This window comes from Neisseriaceae bacterium CLB008 (genome assembly GCA_041228285.1).
Classification (GTDB): Bacteria; Pseudomonadota; Gammaproteobacteria; order Burkholderiales; family Neisseriaceae; genus JAGNPU01.
The window spans coordinates 605,057-623,845 of record CP166133.1; the positions used below are offsets into that span (position 1 = coordinate 605,057).

The following is an 18,789-nucleotide window of genomic DNA, read 5'->3' on the forward strand; positions in this document are numbered from 1 at the left end:
TAATCGTATTAGTTAATCTGCGCTTGCAGCACGTATTTGGCCCCGGCGTTTTGTGCCAATAGCTTGGTTAGCTGTGGCATCAAGGACTGTAATTGTTGTTGGAGCTGGTAGGGTGGATTGATGATGAACATCCCGCTGCCAAACATCCCAAAACCATCCATGCTGGGGCTGCTGACATGCAGCTCAACCTGAAGGTATTGCTGCGGCGACAGCTTTTTGAGCGCTTCAGGTAGCTTTTTGCTTTCGGCTCGGCTCAGGCAGGGATACCACACCATATAGCAGCCACTGGCAAAACGCTTAAGGGCATCTTTTAGCGTGTCGACGACAAGCTGGTAGTCTTGTTTTTGTTCGTAAGGCGGGTCAATCAGCACGGCTGCACGGCGGGTTGGGGGCGGTAAAAGCCCGATAAGGCCTTTAAAGCCATCTTCAATTTTAATCTGAGTGCGGCGACCAGCGCCGCGAAAATTGGCCAATAAGTGCTGACTATCGGTTGGGTGAAGTTCAAACAGACGCAGCTTATCGGTCTCTCGCAGCAGAGCATTGGCCACTAAAGGCGAGCCTGGATAGCAAGGATGCTCGGTTTGAAAGCGAGTGGTTAGGGCCACAAAATCTTGTAAGGCGGGCGGTAGTTGGGCGGCCTGCTGCAGTAGGCTAATGCCGACGCTGTGTTCGCCGGTTTTTTGCGCATAGGCGGATTCTAAATCGTATAGGCCCGCGCCGGCGTGGGTGTCGATGTACCAATACGGCTTGTCTTTTTGGTTAAAGTAATCCAAGACAAGTTTCAAGCATAAATGCTTTAAAACGTCGGCATGATTGCCGGCATGAAAAGCATGACGATAACTGAGCATGAGGAACGCCACTGATAAAACCCATATTTTACCTTAGCCATGAACTTTTGGCTAAATTAAAGCGTAGCGACTTGAGCTGTTGTCATTAAGTCATGCTGAGGCACAAGGTTGGCGACTTATTTGAATGGCAAGACGCCAGGCTTTTATGATTATGCTAAAATCATAAATGGTGTGCTATAGGTGAGGGAGGGAAGGGTGATGAAACGTTCTGGATTGCGGCTATGGGTGGGCATGATGATGTCGCTGGCCTTCATCGGCGGCGGTCTTGGCTTGGGGGTACGGTTGGGCGGCAATATGGCGGTGGTTGCACCGGCGGCGCTGGCCGCTGCGCCCATGCCGCTAATGATGGATCAGGAGCTGCCCAGTTTGGCGCCGATGCTGGCCCAGGTGATGCCGGCCGTGGTCAGTATCGAGGTTGCAGGTCGGCGAGTCGAGCGCGTGCAAGCGCAGTCTGGCGCGCCTTTACTGGGCCCAAATGCGTCCCAGTGTCAACAAGGTGGGGCGCTCTATAATACGCCGATTTGCCCCGAGCCAGAGCGGGTGGCTGGGCCAAGGTTTCGTAGTTTAGGCTCCGGCGTCATTATTGATGCGGCCGAGGGCTATGTTGTGACCAACTATCATGTGGTGAATCAGGCTGAGCGCATACAGATTGAGCTCTTGAACGGGCGTCGCTTTGAGGCTCAGCTCGTAGGGCAGGATCTCGGTTCAGATTTGGCCTGGCTGAAGATTAATCAAGCGGCTGATTTGGTGGCGATTCGGCTGGCCGACTCTGATCAATTACGCGTGGGTGACTATGCTTTGGCCATTGGCAATCCTTACGGCCTAGGCAGCACGGTGACGTCTGGGATTGTATCGGCCTTAGGACGTAGTGGTCTAGGGCGGCAAAGTTATGAGCATTTTATTCAAACCGATGCCGCCATTAACCGAGGTAGCTCCGGCGGGGCTTTAATCAATGTGTCGGGAGAGCTTATTGGCATCAATACGGCGATATTGGCGGCTGGTGGTGGCAATATCGGCATTGGCTTTGCCATCCCAAGTAATATGGTGAAAAACCTAACCGATCAAATGCGCCGCTATGGTGAGGTGAGGCGTGGCGTCATCGGCGTGGTCGGCACAGAAGTCAGCCAAGAAATGGTGCAAGCATTTAATTTAGATCAGCGTCTAGGGGGCTTTATTACCGAGGTGCTGTCCGGTTCGGCGGCAGCCTATGGCGGCATGCGGGCAGGCGATGTCGTGGTGAGCGTGGATGGTCAGAGCGTGCCCAGTTTTGCTGCTTTTCGGGCCCAAATCAGCAGCGTGCCCATCGGCACTCGGCTAGATGTTGGCGTGTTGCGCCAGGGGCAGCCGCTGACCTTGAGCATACAGGTGGCGCCGCCGCCGGCCGCTACAGCGCCAAGCATGCCTTAAAACTTATTAAAGAGAGAGGCCGTGGCAGCATATGCTTTGGCTTAGGTCAAGTTGGCGCTTAAAAATCTTAGCCTTCAATTTTGTCATTGGGCCACGTTGACGCAGCGATGGGCGTTTTAAGTCAGTCAATCATGGCGGCTCAAGCAGGCGATAAGGTGATTAAATCACTGATAAGCTTAGGGGTTGTAAGGTTATTAACAAAAGCTGTGGATAACTTTGTGGATTAAAGTAGGTTTGCCCGGATAAGGCCTTTATAACTAAAGGGATGATTGTGATTGATTAAAAAAGCGCCCATTTTATTTTTTTGTTTTATTTCAAATGGTTACTGTTATTTTAAAAGTGTCAATGAGTTTTTTTGGCGTAACCTAAGGGTGGATGTGATCGGATACGACCAGCGGTGCATAAGTTTGTGGTTTTTAGATGAAAATAGGTTTTGTCAAGCATTATTAATGAAAAATTTATGCCTAGATGACGGTTGTGCAATTGCCCCTGAGGGAGCGGAAGGCGTACAATGGAGGCTTAACAGATTAAATAAATTAAAGGTGTTTGAACATGGTTCGTACTCGATTTGCGCCTAGTCCAACGGGTTTTTTACACATTGGTGGCGTGCGTACTGCTTTATTTTCTTGGGCCTATGCCCGTAAAAACCAGGGCAAATTTGTCTTGCGTATTGAAGATACTGACTTAGCGCGTTCAACCGAGGAATCGGTTCAAGCCATTATGGACGGCATGCATTGGGTGGGTTTGGATTATGATGAAGGCCCTTTTTACCAAACACAACGCTTTGACCGCTACAAAGAGGTGGTTGCTCAGCTGCTGGCCTCTGGTCATGCCTACCATTGCTATTGCTCCAAAGAAGAGCTAGAAGCCATGCGCCAAGAGCAAGAAGCCGCTGGCCAGCATTATTTTGCCTACGATCGTCGTTGGCGCCCAGAAGAGGGTAAAGCCCTGCCGACTATTCCTGCCGATGTTGAGCCGGTGGTGCGCTTTAAAATGCCGATGACGGGCAAAATCGCTTGGGATGACTTGGTGAAAGGCACCATCGAGTTCGACAATAAAGAATTAGACGATTTAATCATTGCGCGCCCAGACGGCTCACCTACGTATAATTTCTGCGTGGTGGTCGATGATTGGGACATGGGCATTACCCAAGTCATTCGCGGTGACGATCATGTCAATAATACCCCGAAGCAAATCCATATTTTAAAAGCCTTGGGCGCAACCTTGCCTGAATATGCACACTTGCCCATGATTCTGAATGAGTCAGGCGCTAAAATGTCTAAGCGTCGCGATGCCGTCAGCGTAGTGGACTACGAACGTCAAGGCATTTTGCCTGAAGCCATGTTGAATTACTTAGCGCGTTTAGGCTGGGGCCATGGTGACGATGAGTTTTTCAGCATGGAGCAGTTTGTGGCTTGGTTTGACCTAAAAGACGTCAGCCCATCTTCTAGCCGCTTTGACCAAAGCAAGCTGTTGTGGCTAAACGCCCAGCACATCAAAGCCGCTGACAATGATCGCTTAGCCGGTTTAATTCAGGGCCGCATGGCCGAAGCCGGCATCACCGAGACTCAGCAGCCTGCCTTGGCGGAAGTGGTGGCCTTGGTGAAAGAGCGCGCGCAAGACATCAATCAATTGGCCGTGGCCTGTGAATACTTCTACCGTAAAGCCACGCCCACCGAAGCTGAATTGGCCAAGCATTGGTCTGATGAAGCCCATGAGCGTATGCTGCGCTTTGCCGACGTTTTGGCCGGCGTCAACGATTGGACGGCTGAGGCCATCCACGACCAGTTCAAACCGTTTTGCGATGCAGAAGACATCAAAATGGGCAAGTTAGGCATGCCGCTACGCATCTTGGTGTGTGGTACCTCCCAAACCCCGTCGGTCGATGCGGTACTGGCATTGATTGGTAAAGACGAAGTTCTGGCCCGTATGCGCGGCTAAAACCCCAAAACACCATTCAAACCTGTACCGCAACCATGCAGTGCAGGTTTTTTTTGTCCCTAAGGTTTTAGGGGCTGTTGGTTATTTAAGGCAGCAATATCTGGCAGCGCCTTGGCCGTGATGGCGAAGCGCGATGCGTTTAGGTGGAGCGTGCAGCTCGGTGTGCGCCCCAAGACTTATTAACCCTTCATTGACCCAGTATGGCGAAGTGGGACAGTGAGCACAGTAGAGGTTTAACCCAAATGAAACAAACGTCTTATCCCAAAGAAGCGATTAAAGTTGTTTTGCTTGAAGGCGTCCATGCTGCGGCAGTCGACTATTTCAAGCAAGAAGGCTACACCCACGTGGTGGAATACCCTAAGGCCTTAGAAGGGCCGGAGCTTATGGAGGCGATTGCCGAGGCGCAGATCATCGGCATTCGTTCGCGGACTCAATTAACCGAGGCAGTGTTTGCCGCAGCGCCTAAGCTATTGGCCGTGGGCTGTTTTTGCATCGGCACCAACCAAGTGGATAAGGCTGCGGCGCAGGCGCGGGCCATTCCTGTGTTTAATGCCCCTTATTCGAATACTCGCTCCGTGGCCGAATTGGTCATTGCCGAAAGCATTATGTTGATGCGTGGCATTCCCTATAAAAATGCCCATAGCCACCGTGGCGGCTGGATGAAATCAGCCACCGGTTCTTATGAGGTGAGAGGTAAAACCATCGGCATCGTCGGCTATGGCCACATCGGTACCCAAGTGGGGATTTTGGCAGAAAATCTAGGCATGAATGTGGTGTTCTACGACGTAGAGACCAAGCTGACTTTAGGTAATGCGCGGCCGATGCCGACTTTAGAGGCCTTATTGAAGGTGGCCGACATCGTCACCCTACACGTGCCAGAAGACAAGACCACCCGCAATCTGTTTGATGCCACGCGCCTAGGCCAGATGAAAAAGGGGGCTATGTTGATCAATGCCTCACGCGGCACCGTGGTGGATTTAGACACCTTAGCCGCCTTGATTAAAAGCGGGACGTTGGCAGGCGCCGCCATTGACGTCTTCCCCGTCGAGCCTAAGTCTAATCAAGATGAGTTTCAATCGCCGCTGCGCGGCCTAGACAATGTGTTGCTGACCCCCCACATCGGTGGCTCAACGGTGGAGGCGCAGGAAAACATCGCCGTTGAAGTGGCGGCGAAGCTGGTGCGTTATTCTGATAATGGATCAACCCTGTCGGCGGTTAACTTCCCTGAAGTGTCGTTGCCCAGCGATCCAAATAGCCATCGCTTGCTGCACGTTCACACCAACGTGCCCGGTATTCTGCGTACTTTGAACAACTTCGTGTCTCACTATCCCGACATGAACATCAATGCCCAATATCTACAAACCGACGGCGACATTGGCTATGTGGTATTGGACGTATCTTGCAGCATCGAGGATGCCGAAGCGCTGTATCAAGACATGAAGCATTTAGACGGCACGCTCAAATGCCGCCTGCTGTATTGATGGCTTGAACATCATGGTAGAAAACCGCTGTTGTCCCGTGGGGCAGCAGCGGTTTTTTTGGTTTGCAGCAGGCTAGCTTGGCCTGGCCTTTAGCCATTGGCCCAGCGCCAACATGCTGTCAATCATGTGGTCGGGCGAATGGGGTTGAAGATCGAGCAAGGTCTTTTCCGACCAGGCCACGAAGACACTTTTCACCCCGGCATTGTGGGCGCTGGCGATGTCTTGCCAATTGTCGCCCACCATGACGCTGTGTTCGGCCTGGCTGTTTAAAGCTTGTAACGCTCGTTGAATGGGTTCTGGATCTGGTTTGTGGTGTTGACAGTCGCTGCCGCCGATGACCACGTCAACGTGATCACGAAGCCCAAACAGAGCCAAGCCACGCTCTAGGATGGGGTTGAGCTTGGTGGACACAATGGCGATTTTCTTGCCGTCTTGGCGCAGCGCCTTGAGGGTTTCGATCACATCGGGAAACAGCGTCACCCAATCATCGTGATGGGTGTGGCTGAAGTCGCGATAGCGCGCCAACATTTCATCCACTCGAACTCGGTCTAGCTGTTCGTAGACGCTGCGTAGCGGCGGCCCGTTGAATAGGCGCACCGCCTCGCGGCTGTATTGGCCAGGATAATAATGATTGAGTACGTGTAGGTGAGACTGAGCAATCAGCTCATTGCTGTTGAGCAAGGTGCCATCAAAATCAAACAAAACGGTGTCAATCTGCATGGCTGGGCCTTTATTCAAATAGGGCTCTGAGCTCGGCCCAGTCAATTTGGTCTGGCGTTTGCCAGCGCCACTTCGGCGCATAGTCTTTATCCACCATCCGCGCGCGCACGCCTTCGACAAAGTCACTGTTGGGCTGGCATTGAGCGCGCGCCAGCTTAAAGTCAGTGTCCGAGGCCGCATGGTAGCTCATGGGCTGGTATTCAGTGAAGTAGAGCCAGTGCAGGGCTAAACTGTATAAAGAGCATTGCGCCACATTGGCACAGGCTTGCTTAATCCAAGCGTGGCTGCCGTCTTGGGCATAGGCGTTGAGATTGGTCAGCGTTTGCTGAAAGTCTGGCGTGATTAAGCTCTGTAAAATGGCCAGGCTGTCGGCGGTAACGTCGTCGCCTAAGGCCACGGCATGTGTACGCGTGAGCTGGTGCAGGCTGAGGTTGAGCTGTTTGTCGATGCCGTCAGCGTGCCATTTACCCGCTTTTAGCATGTCCGTCAGCTGGGTAAAGCCCTCTTGCGGCAAGGAAAAGTCGGCCAGATTCAGATTCAATACCGACTGTGGCGGCAGCTGAGCACCGGTTAAGGCGAGGAATAAGCCCAGTGGTTTAGGCAATAGGCTAAGGAAATAAACAATGGCCACATCAGCAAACAGCCCGATTAAGCTTTCGGGCATGGCGAATACCGTCGTTTCAGTGACGATACGGTAGCGCGAAGCCTGCATCACGCCTACGCCGCCGCCCATGACGATGCCGCCGGCAAAGCTGATGATGGGCTTAGGGTAGCTGCGCAAGCGACGAACCGAATGATATTCCGTGGTGAAAAACGTCCAGCCATCGTTGCGCTCCTCGGTGGCGCTGAGAATGCCGTCACGCACGGCACGAATGTCGCCGCCGGCACAAAATGCCCGCTCGCCTGCACCACGGATCAGCACAAACTGGATGCTGTCGTCGACGGCAATTTGGTCCAGATAGGCATGCATCTCGCGCACGATTTTGGTGGTGTGGGCGTTGAGGCGACTGCTGTTGTCTAAGGTTAAGAGGGCAAAACGGCCCTCTTGGGCATCTATAATGTCGTAATGTACGTAATCTTGGCTCATTGGTCGCGTCTCCTGTCGCAGTCTTGTTATGGTTATTGATTTCGGGCAATGGTTTTATCCAGGGCCGATAAAGGGTTTCATCACATTGGGGCGAGTTTGTGATTCTGATGTCGCAGCATGAGTGATGACTTGTTGTCTCAATTAATATTTATTATTTTACGTTATTTGGTTTAAAAATTCGCTTTATGTTCAATAATTTGCGATAGTAGGCTGTGTTTCATACGTTTAGGAGGCTTTATGCAAACCGCGTCCCTGAGTACGACCGCCTATCAAACCCGACAGCAGTCGGTTCAAATCGACGGTGAACGGCTGTTGACGATTCAATCACTCTTAGATCAACAGCAGTTTTACGATCCCGATCAAAAAGCAGAGCGTTTAGGCATTTGCTCTGCCGCCTGGCCCTTGTTTGGGCTATTGTGGCCCTCCAGCATTCAGCTGGCCTTAAAAATCATCAAGCGGCCCATCTGCCCCAACAGTAAAATCTTGGAAATTGGCTGCGGCTTAGGCATCGCCAGCCTTACTGCCCAGCTATTGGGCCATGACATCACGGCCAGCGACCGCCATCCTTTGGCCGGTCAGTTTTTGAACGTCAACGCCGAGCTGAATCACTTACCCCGTATTCGGTTTAAGCATGGCCAGTGGGGCGATGTGCCCAAACCTAGCCTAGTCGACACCAATGCGCCTATCCTCACCGGCCATTATGACCATATTATGGCCAGCGATGTGCTGTATGAGCCGGGCAGCGCCGTTAAAGTGGCCGACTTTATTCAGCAATTTGCCGCACCGAACTGTACCGTATGGGTGGTTGACCCTAATCGTGGCTATCACAACCAGCTCACCCGTGCCATGACCGATCATGGCTTTGATCTTGAGGAGCACATTCGCCTAACGGAGCCTGTGAATCAGCAGCCCTATCGTGGTCGACTGTTGGTATACGGTCGCGCAGCTAGCGTGTAGCGGCTTTAAACTTCGTGTGGGTTCAGGCGGGCATTGTCTTCTTGGCCTAAGTCTACCAAACGACGTAAATGAGTCATGTAGTTATTTACGTCTAGGCCTTGACCATGCTTTTGTGCCTGCCAAATGGTTTCCACTAACGCATCCATCATCGCGTGCTCAGCCTGATGCCAGTCGCCATACTTTTGTAATAATTTTTGATAAATATCGGCAATGCCAAACGGCTGGTCGATGCCTACCTGTTCTTTCAGCGACAGATGCAAAGACATGTGTAAAAACGGATTGGTTTCCCCATTTTCCGGCAGCCATTGGTAATCCACGTAATCATCTATTTTTTCTAAATAAACGTGGTATTCGGGGTGGGCCAGGATGATCTCCAAAATACGTGTTTGGAGCGCATCAAGGTGTGGGGCAAAGCGGCTGGCCCAAACGTTGGCAAAAAATTGGCGGGCTTCGTGGGAATTGATGTCAAACATGGGGCACAAACGTCCTAATGGGTTAAGAGCATGTAGAAGATTATAAGCCAAATCGACCCACCTTGCCCGTGGCTTTTATGATAGTGCTGGTAAAAAAGCCCGTAAACGCTTACAATAGAGGCCTACAGTACTTTTTCTGGGGGCGATCTTGGTTTCGACAGGGGTTGCAAAGCAGAAGAGGGCATACCGGGGTCTCAGATGCCCGTAAAACACTGAATACATATAGTCGCAAACGACGAAACTTACGCTCTAGCCGCTTAAGGCTAGACGTTGCAGCGGTTGGCCAATGGGCCGTGTGAAGTCAAATTCACCGCAACGTTATTTTACATTGGCTGGTTCTAAGCTGGGTTACTTAGCTTAGAATAAGACTTAAGGTAACTGGTTCAAACCAAGCCTGTCTTGTTGGCGTGTTTTGGACGAGAAGCAGTAAATGAATAAGACTAAGTATGTAGAACTCTCTGTAGAGGACTTTTGGACGCGGGTTCGATCCCCGCCGCCTCCACCAAATATCCAATCGTTAAGACTTATTAACGACCTAAGAAGCCCGATAAAACCTTGGTTTTTCGGGTTTTTTTTACGTCTTATCTCTTTTTTGTGCTCAATGAAACTTGTTGACTCTCAATAATGATGGCGGTATTTTAGCGGTAGTGGAGGGTGAGTTTGCCGGTATTTTTGTGATTGGACAAAGCTACCGCCAAAATTTCCTCAACAACATACCGCTAAAAAATCATGTCAAAGCTCATAAAGCCTTTATCTGTAAGGGATGTAGCGAACGCGAAACCGGCCGAAAGGCTGTATAAGCTCGGTGATGGTTATGGCTTAGCCCTTTGGGTATCGCCGAATGGTCGTAAAGTTTGGCGTTTTGAATACACCCGTAAAGATAAGAAAAAAGATACCCTCACTATTGGCCGTTATCCTGAAATCAGTCTCGCTGATGCCCGTAAAAAACGCACAGAATACCGAATCTTGCTGGCCCATGGCCAAGATCCTAAATATCGCCTCGAAGGCGACAACATTAGCTTTGAAACGGTGACGGCTATGTGGCTGGAGCGTAAGCAAACCCAGGTCACACCGCGGTATTTTGAGCGCATCCAAAATAATTTAAAACTCAACATACCGTCACGTTTTAATGGTAGGACCATCACCAAGATTAAGGCCGAAGATGTAGTGGCAGTATTGGGAGTGATTGAACAGCGTGGTGCTCATGAACAGGTGAATCGGCTGAAGCAAATCATGCGCCCAAGAGCCGCTGGCCGAGAACTTTGACCAAACCGACACCATCGAGGTGATTTAATGGACCAGACTCGCATCGCACCCACCACCGAACTCATCACCTTTGGCCAAGAAGAGATCATCAATCAGCATGAATGGCTGGATTATCTGTCCGCCTATGACAACGGCCATTATTTTGAGTATCCCGTGAATCTCAACGACGTGCTCAAGCTGATGGCCATCGGCATCCACCACGGCTCAGCACTTCGGGCCAAGGTCAATATTTTGTCCAGCACCTTTGTGGAAACGCCACTGCTGAAGCGAGCCGAATTCAAAAAATTTGCCCACAACTACGTGGTCACCGGCAACGGCTATCTGGAAATCCGCCACAACGTCTTACAGCAGCCCCTCACCATTGTGAACCGCCTCAGCCTGTACATGCGCCGTCACAGCAACCTCAACGACTTCGTCTACCTGCGCCAAAACCACAGCGAACATGAAACTCTGGTAGGCCAAAACGTCATCCACGTCATGGAAGACGACCTCAGCCAAGAGGTCTACGGCGTGCCTTCGTATCTGGCCGCCATGCATTCCATCCAGCTCAACCACTCGGCCACGCTGTTTCGGCGCCGCTACTACGACAACGGTTCTCACGCCGGCTTTATCCTCTACGCCAACGGCTAATTCAACCAAGACGACTGGGACGAGCTCAAGCAAAACCTCAGAAACGCCAAAGGCGCGGGCAATTTCAAAAACATCTTATTGCGCGCCAATGCCGGCGCAGACGGAGGCATCAAGCTGATCCCCATCTCCGAAGTCGCCGCCAAAGATGAATTCCTCAACATCAAACGCCTCAGAGCCAATGACCAGCTGGTCATCCATCGCGTGCCCCCACAACTCATGAGCATCATGCCCGAGGCTCGCAGCGGCTTCGGCGACGCTGGCAAGGCGGCCGAGATCTTCGCCGCCAACGAGGTCAGGCCGATACAGCAGCATTTTGAGAGCTTTAATGAAGTGACGGGCTTAGAGGTGTTTAGGTTTAAAGAGTATGAGATCAGCAGCCAGAAGCGTGGCCGAAAATGATTGAATGGGGGGGTTGATGATTGTGGAGCGATAGAGTAGGACCCAGAAGTCACCAGCTTTGATTAAAAAAGCCAGCCTAAGCGGCTGGCTTTTGTTTTGCCTAAAAGTAAGGTGCTGATACCGGTTCATCACCACGCGTCACATGGAGAGCAATACAGATCTGAAGCGTAGTCGCCCTAAATAATTGTTGAGCGTTTGGTGACAAGCGACATATTTGATTCAAACGCCTATTCACTTCCCGCACCCTAAAAACGGAATTGTCCCTCCCGCCCTCGATGTCCTCAGAATAGGGTTTTCTTATGCAAGTTATAACAATGGCTTCGGCCTTATGTGTTATGGACCTGGTGGGTATTTAAAGTGAATAGAAAACTACGTATTATTATGCAAAGGTGGGTGTTTTTATGTGAAAGAATGTATAAGTTATATTTATATATTTTTATCATGTAAACTCTATTTATTATGAGTGCTTAAATAAATTATCCATTTAAATTTAAAGAGGAATGCTACTGTGTCACATGATATTAATAGATTAACACTTTATGCTTTGATCGGTGGTGTTGAGTCGGATTTGAGAAACCTTATTAATAATTATTTATCAACGAGTGTTGATAAAATTAAGCCTAAGTTAAGGGAGCTTGCTGAAAAAAGGCTTGTTAAAGATTTAGGCTTTAAATTAGACGATCTAGAAATGAAAGATCTTGTTGATTACTTTGATATGTCAGATACTTATCAGTTTATTAATGAAAATTTTTCAGAGTTACCTGATGATGTTGGTTCGTACATAAAAAGCTTAACTCATAGGTTACAAGAAGTTGTTCCTGTTAGAAATCGAGTAATGCATATACGGCCCCTCAATGTTGAAGATTTTGAGATAGTAACTACTTTCTGTAAGGATATTGTATCTCAAAATAGAGATATATGGCGTGAAGTTGAGGATGTACTAAATAAACTAAGTGACAATTCAAGTTATGTTCTTACCTTAGAAATTATAAAATACGACAGCGAAGATATAAGCCATAATTTACCATTACCTGATTTTGATGAGACAGGATTAATTGGGCGGAAGAAAGAAGTCGAAGAAATTAAAAAGAAATGTATCAGAGGTGCATTTCCAGTAATTTCCTTAATTGGAGAGGGGGGTATAGGAAAGACGGCTGTAGCCTTACAAGTTGCTTATGACTTATTAGAGGATCCTAATTCACCTTTTGAAGCTATTATTTGGGTTTCTTCAAAAACAACACAAATTACAGTGAATGAAATTATAGATATAAAAGGTGCAATCTCAGATTCTATTGGTGTTATTAATGCAATTTCAACACAGATTCAAGATGGTTCTAAGGATAGTGCAAAAAATCTTAATGACCGAGTAGAAGAAATACATGATTACTTATCGGAATACAAAGTTTTGTTATTTATAGATAATTTGGAGACTATTTTAGACGACAACGTTCGGATGTTCATTGATGGACTTCCTATGGGTAGTAAAGTTGTTCTTACATCAAGAATTGGTATGGGGGCGTATGACTCACCTATCATGCTTAAAGGCATGGAGCCGAAATATGCTACTCAGCTTCTAAGAACTGTAGCCAAACTTAGAGGTGTTGAGAGCTTATCAAATCAAAACCAAGATATATTACTTAAGTATGTAAATAGGATGTATTGTAATCCAAGTTTCATTAAGTGGTTTGTCAACTGTGTACAAGCTGGAATTATGCCTGAATTAGTACTACAGAAAAGTTCTGAGTTGTTTTTGGAATTCTGTATGTCTAATGTATATAATTATTTGTCAGAAAATGCTAAGTTAGTACTATCCGCAATGGTTTGTGCACCCGGATATGTGGATATCCCTGAATTAGACTTTTTAACCGAATTTGGAGCATTAAAGCTGCAAAAAACAATACAAGAGTTAATGGCAACAAATATGCTTTCTCAGACCTCTGAAGTTAAGGGAGCAAGTATAAAAACTATATACCAGCTTTCTGAGCTAAGTAGAAGTTACCTAAATAAACATCATAAGCCTTCCCCTAAATTACAATCATCAATTCTTGCGAAGAAAAAGCAATTAAGCTCAACGTATGAAAGACAAAGGGCATTTGAGGGGCTTAATAAGTATGAATATAAACATATAACATTACGAAATAAAAGAGACAGGGTGATTGCTAAAAGATTGCAAGAAATCTTATCTTTAATTGATAAAGAACATTATGATAAGGCTTTTGATGAGCTTGATCAGTGTCGAATTTTAGCTCCAGATTATTTTGAAGTTGCTAGAGTTGCAGCTTACTATTATGAGAAACAAGGGGATATTCATAGTGCTAAAGAGAATTATGAATTGTCAATAAAACTATACCCTAATGTATCACAGTTACACTTCTGGTATGGCTATTTTCTATTAGAAAAAGAGGGTGCGGAAGAGGCTGTTCCTGAGTTTATTGAGGCTAAGGCATTAGATCCAGAAAGTGCTATAGTGAATATTTATTTAGCTAGGGCGTATCTTTTTCAACATGAGTTTGAATTGTCGAAGGGCATTCTTATTGAAATTAAAGATTTGATTAAAAATGCCAGTCTTAAACTTCAAAAAATGTTTTTTGATATTAATATACAAATATTATATAGAAGTGCGGATAAACTTGCTTCGGCTAATGATTTTTTAGGCTCTTTAGTTATGCTAGAACAAATGTCGGAAGAGTTTGATAGATTACATAAACGATTTAAAGATACATATATGCGACGTAAATTATTGAAATGTAATTTCACAGTGCATAGAATTGCTAATGGAATATCTAAGAGTGAATTAAAAAGGGTTGATGTGTTGAGATTATGGTTGATTAAAAACTCACCCTCTATATAGCTAATTGTTTTAGTAGTAATAGGGTTCGCATGGTCGTTTGAGATTGGGTAAAGCTATACCTCGTGGTACAAGAGGGTTTTTATATGGATAGTTTTATGTCATTGAAATCATAGAGAGATCGCCTCAAGTGGCCTTTCTATGATTATTTATCTAATTTTTAGATGTTTTTAAGGTGATCCCCTTAAAAATAAATGTATTCTTAATATATAATTTCTTCATAGATTTCAGTTTCCCATAATATCTGGGCGATTTATTTATTAATAATTTTATATTAAATAATTTATCATTCCACAAGGTGAGGTAGACTTAATGCCTCATAAAAATCAGCGCCTAACCCAAATTGTTCTAATGCTTCCTCATCTCTTTCAGAAAAAATACTTCCCACAGCAAAAGTATTAGGTATATTTTTTTTTCTAAAATTTTCTATACTTTTTTCTGAACATTCGTCTAAACAATAGCCAATTTCCGAAAAAGAATCTATTTTCTTATATTCAACTCCAGTCGGTTGAAAAGATAAATAAATATTTCGATATTCTGAAGGAAATCCCAGATAATGGTGCTCCGCATACTCATAGAACTTTGACGATAAGGCTGAGTACATAAATTCACTAGGCCCATATTCAAAAAAAGTTTTGTTACCAAGCCTAGTATTCAAATATGGGATTTGGGGTTTGAAACCAGTACTTCTACTAGTTACAGAATATAGTATAACAGTGCCATCTTGATCATAAATTACCTGTAAATAAAAATTTTCAAACACATAAATACTAGCTTTTAAGTTTCTTTTCTCAGAGGAAATTTCTTTAACAGGTATGCCAAAAATTGATTCGACATAGCGAATAGATGTACCTACATACATTTTATCTAAATGATCTACAGCTTTTTTTTGTAAAAATGATGTTTCTATATTTTTATAAGTATCCCAAAAAACATTTATCCCTGATAGAGTATGGAGCAAGTATAGAAAAAAAACTGCGACAATACTATTTGAAAGTATCCTTTTTAAGGAACTAATTAAAAAAACACGAATTTTTTTAAATAAAGATAAAAGCATATACATACTAAATTAGCCTCAATGTATCAGAATACAAAAAATTTAAAACAAAATCTAAATTAGGTAGTTTACTAGGAAGTAGTAAATCTAAAGTTTATGGAATAATTTTTAAATGTAGGTCTATTTTATAAAAGTTGACTTTATATTAAACATTTAATTAATTTTTTATATGAATAAACTTTTATATTAGTAATATTAACGAATTTTTAATATATGTTGTTTTAATATTGTTGCTTATTATATGGTTATTATTAATTTTTTATATAATAAAAAGTAAATAGTTATTATGAGTGGAGATATTATCTACCAGAATTACTGCTTTTATAATAACGGTATAAATAGCGGTAAAGCTATAGTTTTTTGCTTAATTGTTTGATATTTATAAGTTAAATTTTTCTTTCGATCCCCGCCGCCTCCACCAAACACTCTTTTCAGCAGTACGCTGAAACATCTAAAAGCCTTAAATCTTAACGGATTTAAGGCTTTTTTATCGTGAGCATAGACTGATCGGTAACCGATGATTTCGATGCAAACAAAAGTATGTATGCCCATATCGCGTTCAATAGAAGCGCTCTAGCGGTTATAAGGTCCTGTAATCGAAAAGGTGTCGCTGCTGTCATCATAGTTCACCCAGAATAGCCCATCAAAGTGATTCAGCTTTTTGGCTTTAAACCCACCGCCAAGACGAGACGAGGTGCGTGAGGATAGGAAATCAAACTGAGCTACGGTACCGTCTTTATAGTAGAGCCAAACGGTATAGGGCCTTGCTGGCTTGGTGGCCAATAACATTTGCGTGCGTTGATCGCTGCTCATGGTCATGTGCTGCGCTTGAAAACCCAAGCCAGTTATTTTGCCTTCGTAGACATATTTATAACCATAAGCGGGCTTGTCAGTGAGTTTAAAGCGCGCGTAGCTTGCCGCTGAGGTTAAGCCTAATTTATGCGGGCTTTTACTGTACCCCATAATGATGATGTGGCCATTGGGTAGGTTCAATACATGGCTGACTGGCCGCGTGTGTTCGCTGACGGGGTTGGTCATGATTTTTTCAAAGGCTTCGAATGAAGCATAGTCTCTGCTGGGCGCGTGCATGGGCTTGTCATCATACTGTGTGACGTAGATGTCATTGGCGATTTTTTGAGTGAGCGTTTTGGATGGGTAAAGGGCTTTCCAGCGCACGTTGCTGGCGCATCCTGCGGTGGCAAGAATTAAGCAGGAAACGAGACAATAGGTTAAGGTTTTTGCGTTCATAGACAGCCTAACTAAAGAATTCTTAATTATGCTACCACGTCCGCAGGCAACCTGCTTTGACCGTCCATCGTTAAGATTTAGTGAGCGTTGGGGTAAGAAGAATGGGCCAGCGCACGATGGCTTGGCAAAGAGTAGGGGTAAAAGCAAGACAGCCTGTTAGGGCTGTCTTGGTCTGTGGTGCCATGCCATTTTTGAGCCGGATGATTCGGCCTAAAAATGCTTTGGTCGGGGCTTATTCAAGGCTGTTTACGTCTAGATGTTTGGTTTCGCAGTAATAACCTTGGCCGCCGACAGACACGGTTGTGATGTTCTGTTGGTCGTTGGTGATGAGTGCGACCTTTATTTCAGAAGGCGAGGCTAAGGTTTCTCCTTGCTCAAAGACATAGCGCATTTGCTGTGGGCGTTGCTGCTGTTGCAGATAGCAGGCGAGGGCGCCGTTTGAGGTGCCGGTGGCAGCCTCTTCGTTGATGTCGTAGCGTGGGGCAAAGTTGCGGCAGATGATTCTGTCGCCGTTAAAGGCGTATAGGTGCATGCCGACCACGTCATGCTGTTGGCTGATGCGCTTTATGTGTTCAAAATCGGGCCGTAATGCCTGTAGTTGGGCTTCGCTTTTGATCGGGATTAAAATGTCTTTTAAGCCCGTTGACACAATTTGGATGGGAAGCGTGCTGTCTATGGCTTCGGTGTCAAAGCAGTCGCTGAATGTTTGGGTTGGGATGATGTCGTAGAAGGTGGGTGGGTTTTGTTCCATGAAGAACCCTCCATCCTCTTCGGTCACCGTTAATACGCCGCTGTTGGTTTCAATGGTGTGGCAGTCGCCGGATAGTTTGTTTAAATACTTCAGAATCGTGAAGGCGCCGATGGTGGCGTGGCCGCATAAGTCCACTTCTTCTTTTGGGGTGAAGTAGGTTAATTGATAATCGGCTACTTTAGATGTGGAGATAAAAGCGGTTTCCGCATAGCCTAACCGTTTGGCGATGGCCATTTTCTGTGCGCGCGTCAATGTTTCTTCATTTAAGACGACGCCGGCTTTGTTTCCGCCTTGATGATTTTTACTAAAAGCACTGGCAACATAAATGCTTATATCCATTAGGAATACCGATTTTATTGAGGGTTGAAAATTATAGCATGGGTGGCATGGCCAGTCGGTGGCGCCGATTATTTGGTTGAAGATGTATTGTGTGGGATTACTTGGGAAAGTGGGGCGTTTCTGGCACGTTGAACGCTTGTGTCAACGCTGGTAGGGGCAGGTTAGATTCTTGTATGATTAAATAATGGTGAGGGTCAATGGCATTGATCGTTGATGTTGATGAAATAAGGCGTATATAGGATAGGCATACATGAAGAGAATCGGATGGCTAGGGATATTGCTATTGATGATGGGTGGCGGGGCTTGGGCGAATGACCAGAGTGAGGCCAAATTAACGGCTATTAAAAAGATGTATCAACAAGATCTAAAAAAACAGAATGGTTTGGCGACCTTAGCGCACTTTGCAGGTGCTGATCTGAAAAAAGCATTAAAAAAACAAGATGCCTTTGGAGCGAAATATGGCGAGCTCTGCGGCTTAGATTATGATGTTTTATGGCAATCTCAAGATCCAGATTATGCGGAGCCGTTGCAGTATGCCTTAACCCGTAAGGGGCAGGTGAAAGTGAGCATTGGGCAGCCTGAGCAGGCGCAGGTGACGTATGCTTTGAGCTGCGAGGCAGATCGTTGTCAGATCACCGACGTATTCAGCAACGGAGGCTCTGTGGTGAAGATGATTAACCGAACATGTCGATAATGCTACGCTCTGGCAAGAGGCGTTGATTGTTTTCAGGGCATTGAGACCATATGCCTCAAGCGTGCGCAGAGGGTGAGGCTTTTCGGTTTGTGCCTGCCATCTTGCTGCCTAAAGCTGCGTATAGTAGGTGTTCGGGCGGCTGGTTTACTTGAATCCTCTGGCTATTGGCCCCATCTGGCTTGGATTCACTTATTCAATCCGTTTCTCTCTAAAGGAGACAGTACATGCCCCACCAATTGATTAATCCCGACACGGTATTTAATAGTCGTCAGTATGGCTTTAGCCAGGCCGTTTTGGCTAGCGGCAGCCGGCAGTTGTTTTTATCTGGGCAGGTTGCGGTTGACGCACAAGAACAAACGGTTGCTGGCGACATGAAGGCGCAAACGCTTGCCTGCTTGGCCAATATTGAGCGGGTTTTACAGGCCGCTCAAGCACATAAAGAACAGGTCACCATGTTGCGCATTTATATCAAGGAAAGCGCCAGTAGCGCTGAAGAGCAACTGCACATTACCGAAGCGCTACAGGCGTATTTTGGTGATCATGCGCCTGCCTCCTCATGGATTGTGGTGACAGGCTTATCTTTACCTGAATGGTTGATTGAGATTGAAGCGCAGGCGGTCATCCCTGCTTAATGTCTACGAGC

Annotated in this window: 17 protein-coding genes and 1 other RNA gene; 11 read left to right on the forward strand and 7 right to left on the reverse strand. The window is 46.3% G+C overall.

What is annotated here, in order from left to right; genetic code table 11:
* Positions 1 to 8: 8 nt before the first annotated feature.
* Positions 9 to 848: a 23S rRNA (adenine(2030)-N(6))-methyltransferase RlmJ gene (locus AB8Q18_02660; protein ID XDZ51963.1), complete on the reverse strand. Its 840-nt coding sequence runs from the start codon at positions 846 to 848 to the stop codon at positions 9 to 11.
* Between the two features lie 198 nt (positions 849 to 1,046).
* Here AB8Q18_02660 and AB8Q18_02665 point away from each other — a divergent pair, with 198 nt between their 5' ends.
* From AB8Q18_02665 to serA, 3 genes are all read left to right on the forward strand, one after another.
* The gene (locus AB8Q18_02665) at positions 1,047 to 2,255 is read left to right on the forward strand and encodes a trypsin-like peptidase domain-containing protein (protein ID XDZ51964.1); all 1,209 of its coding nucleotides are present in this window, start codon (positions 1,047 to 1,049) and stop codon (positions 2,253 to 2,255) included.
* A gap of 552 nt (positions 2,256 to 2,807) precedes the next feature.
* Complete coding sequence (gene gltX / locus AB8Q18_02670; GenBank protein XDZ51965.1) at positions 2,808 to 4,196, forward strand: glutamate--tRNA ligase; 1,389 nt, start codon at positions 2,808 to 2,810, stop codon at positions 4,194 to 4,196.
* Positions 4,197 to 4,438: 242 nt separating this feature from the next.
* Complete coding sequence (gene serA / locus AB8Q18_02675) at positions 4,439 to 5,677, forward strand: phosphoglycerate dehydrogenase (protein XDZ51966.1); 1,239 nt, start codon at positions 4,439 to 4,441, stop codon at positions 5,675 to 5,677.
* A 72-nt stretch (positions 5,678 to 5,749) separates the two neighbouring features.
* On the opposite strand, the gene ppaX is transcribed toward serA, so the two are convergent.
* Both ppaX and AB8Q18_02685 read right to left on the reverse strand, forming a co-directional pair.
* Positions 5,750 to 6,397: a pyrophosphatase PpaX gene (gene ppaX, locus AB8Q18_02680; GenBank protein XDZ51967.1), complete on the reverse strand. Its 648-nt coding sequence runs from the start codon at positions 6,395 to 6,397 to the stop codon at positions 5,750 to 5,752.
* A gap of 10 nt (positions 6,398 to 6,407) precedes the next feature.
* Entirely contained in the window at positions 6,408 to 7,484 is a 1,077-nt protein-coding gene (locus AB8Q18_02685; GenBank protein XDZ51968.1) for an enoyl-CoA hydratase/isomerase family protein, read from the reverse strand.
* A gap of 237 nt (positions 7,485 to 7,721) precedes the next feature.
* Between AB8Q18_02685 and AB8Q18_02690 the strand changes: the two genes are divergently transcribed.
* On the forward strand, positions 7,722 to 8,441 hold the full coding sequence (locus AB8Q18_02690; protein ID XDZ51969.1) for a methyltransferase: 720 nt from the start codon (positions 7,722 to 7,724) through the stop codon (positions 8,439 to 8,441).
* A gap of 5 nt (positions 8,442 to 8,446) precedes the next feature.
* Here AB8Q18_02690 and AB8Q18_02695 read toward each other — a convergent pair whose 3' ends face one another.
* Positions 8,447 to 8,914 (reverse strand): DUF1841 family protein, encoded by a 468-nt coding sequence (locus AB8Q18_02695; protein XDZ51970.1) that lies wholly within the window; start codon positions 8,912 to 8,914, stop codon positions 8,447 to 8,449.
* A 138-nt stretch (positions 8,915 to 9,052) separates the two neighbouring features.
* Here AB8Q18_02695 and ssrA point away from each other — a divergent pair.
* The 5 genes from ssrA (at position 9,053) to AB8Q18_02720 (ending at position 14,060) form a co-directional block, all read left to right on the forward strand.
* Positions 9,053 to 9,419, forward strand: a transfer-messenger RNA (tmRNA) gene (ssrA, locus tag AB8Q18_02700).
* A gap of 224 nt (positions 9,420 to 9,643) precedes the next feature.
* Positions 9,644 to 10,180 carry an integrase arm-type DNA-binding domain-containing protein gene (locus AB8Q18_02705; GenBank protein ID XDZ51971.1) on the forward strand — a complete coding sequence of 179 codons (537 nt, stop codon included), beginning with the start codon at positions 9,644 to 9,646 and terminating at the stop codon, positions 10,178 to 10,180.
* A gap of 27 nt (positions 10,181 to 10,207) precedes the next feature.
* Complete coding sequence (locus AB8Q18_02710) at positions 10,208 to 10,810, forward strand: hypothetical protein (protein ID XDZ51972.1); 603 nt, start codon at positions 10,208 to 10,210, stop codon at positions 10,808 to 10,810.
* Between the two features lie 78 nt (positions 10,811 to 10,888).
* A complete protein-coding gene (locus tag AB8Q18_02715; protein XDZ51973.1) occupies positions 10,889 to 11,209 on the forward strand; it encodes a hypothetical protein in 321 nt (106 codons plus the stop codon).
* A gap of 508 nt (positions 11,210 to 11,717) precedes the next feature.
* Positions 11,718 to 14,060, forward strand: coding sequence for an NB-ARC domain-containing protein (locus AB8Q18_02720; protein XDZ51974.1), 2,343 nt, complete (start codon positions 11,718 to 11,720; stop codon positions 14,058 to 14,060).
* Between the two features lie 283 nt (positions 14,061 to 14,343).
* Here AB8Q18_02720 and AB8Q18_02725 read toward each other — a convergent pair whose 3' ends face one another.
* From AB8Q18_02725 to AB8Q18_02735, 3 genes are all read right to left on the reverse strand, one after another.
* Entirely contained in the window at positions 14,344 to 15,120 is a 777-nt protein-coding gene (locus tag AB8Q18_02725) for an ETEC_3214 domain-containing protein (protein ID XDZ51975.1), read from the reverse strand.
* A gap of 567 nt (positions 15,121 to 15,687) precedes the next feature.
* Positions 15,688 to 16,362 (reverse strand): hypothetical protein, encoded by a 675-nt coding sequence (locus tag AB8Q18_02730; GenBank protein XDZ51976.1) that lies wholly within the window; start codon positions 16,360 to 16,362, stop codon positions 15,688 to 15,690.
* 232 nt (positions 16,363 to 16,594) lie between these two features.
* The gene (locus AB8Q18_02735) at positions 16,595 to 17,452 is read right to left on the reverse strand and encodes a PhzF family phenazine biosynthesis protein (protein XDZ51977.1); all 858 of its coding nucleotides are present in this window, start codon (positions 17,450 to 17,452) and stop codon (positions 16,595 to 16,597) included.
* A gap of 250 nt (positions 17,453 to 17,702) precedes the next feature.
* Between AB8Q18_02735 and AB8Q18_02740 the strand changes: the two genes are divergently transcribed.
* Together AB8Q18_02740 and AB8Q18_02745 are read left to right on the forward strand one after the other, a co-directional pair.
* The gene (locus tag AB8Q18_02740) at positions 17,703 to 18,146 is read left to right on the forward strand and encodes a hypothetical protein (protein ID XDZ51978.1); all 444 of its coding nucleotides are present in this window, start codon (positions 17,703 to 17,705) and stop codon (positions 18,144 to 18,146) included.
* Positions 18,147 to 18,370: 224 nt separating this feature from the next.
* Positions 18,371 to 18,778, forward strand: coding sequence for a RidA family protein (locus AB8Q18_02745; GenBank protein ID XDZ51979.1), 408 nt, complete (start codon positions 18,371 to 18,373; stop codon positions 18,776 to 18,778).
* Positions 18,779 to 18,789: the final 11 nt, after the last annotated feature.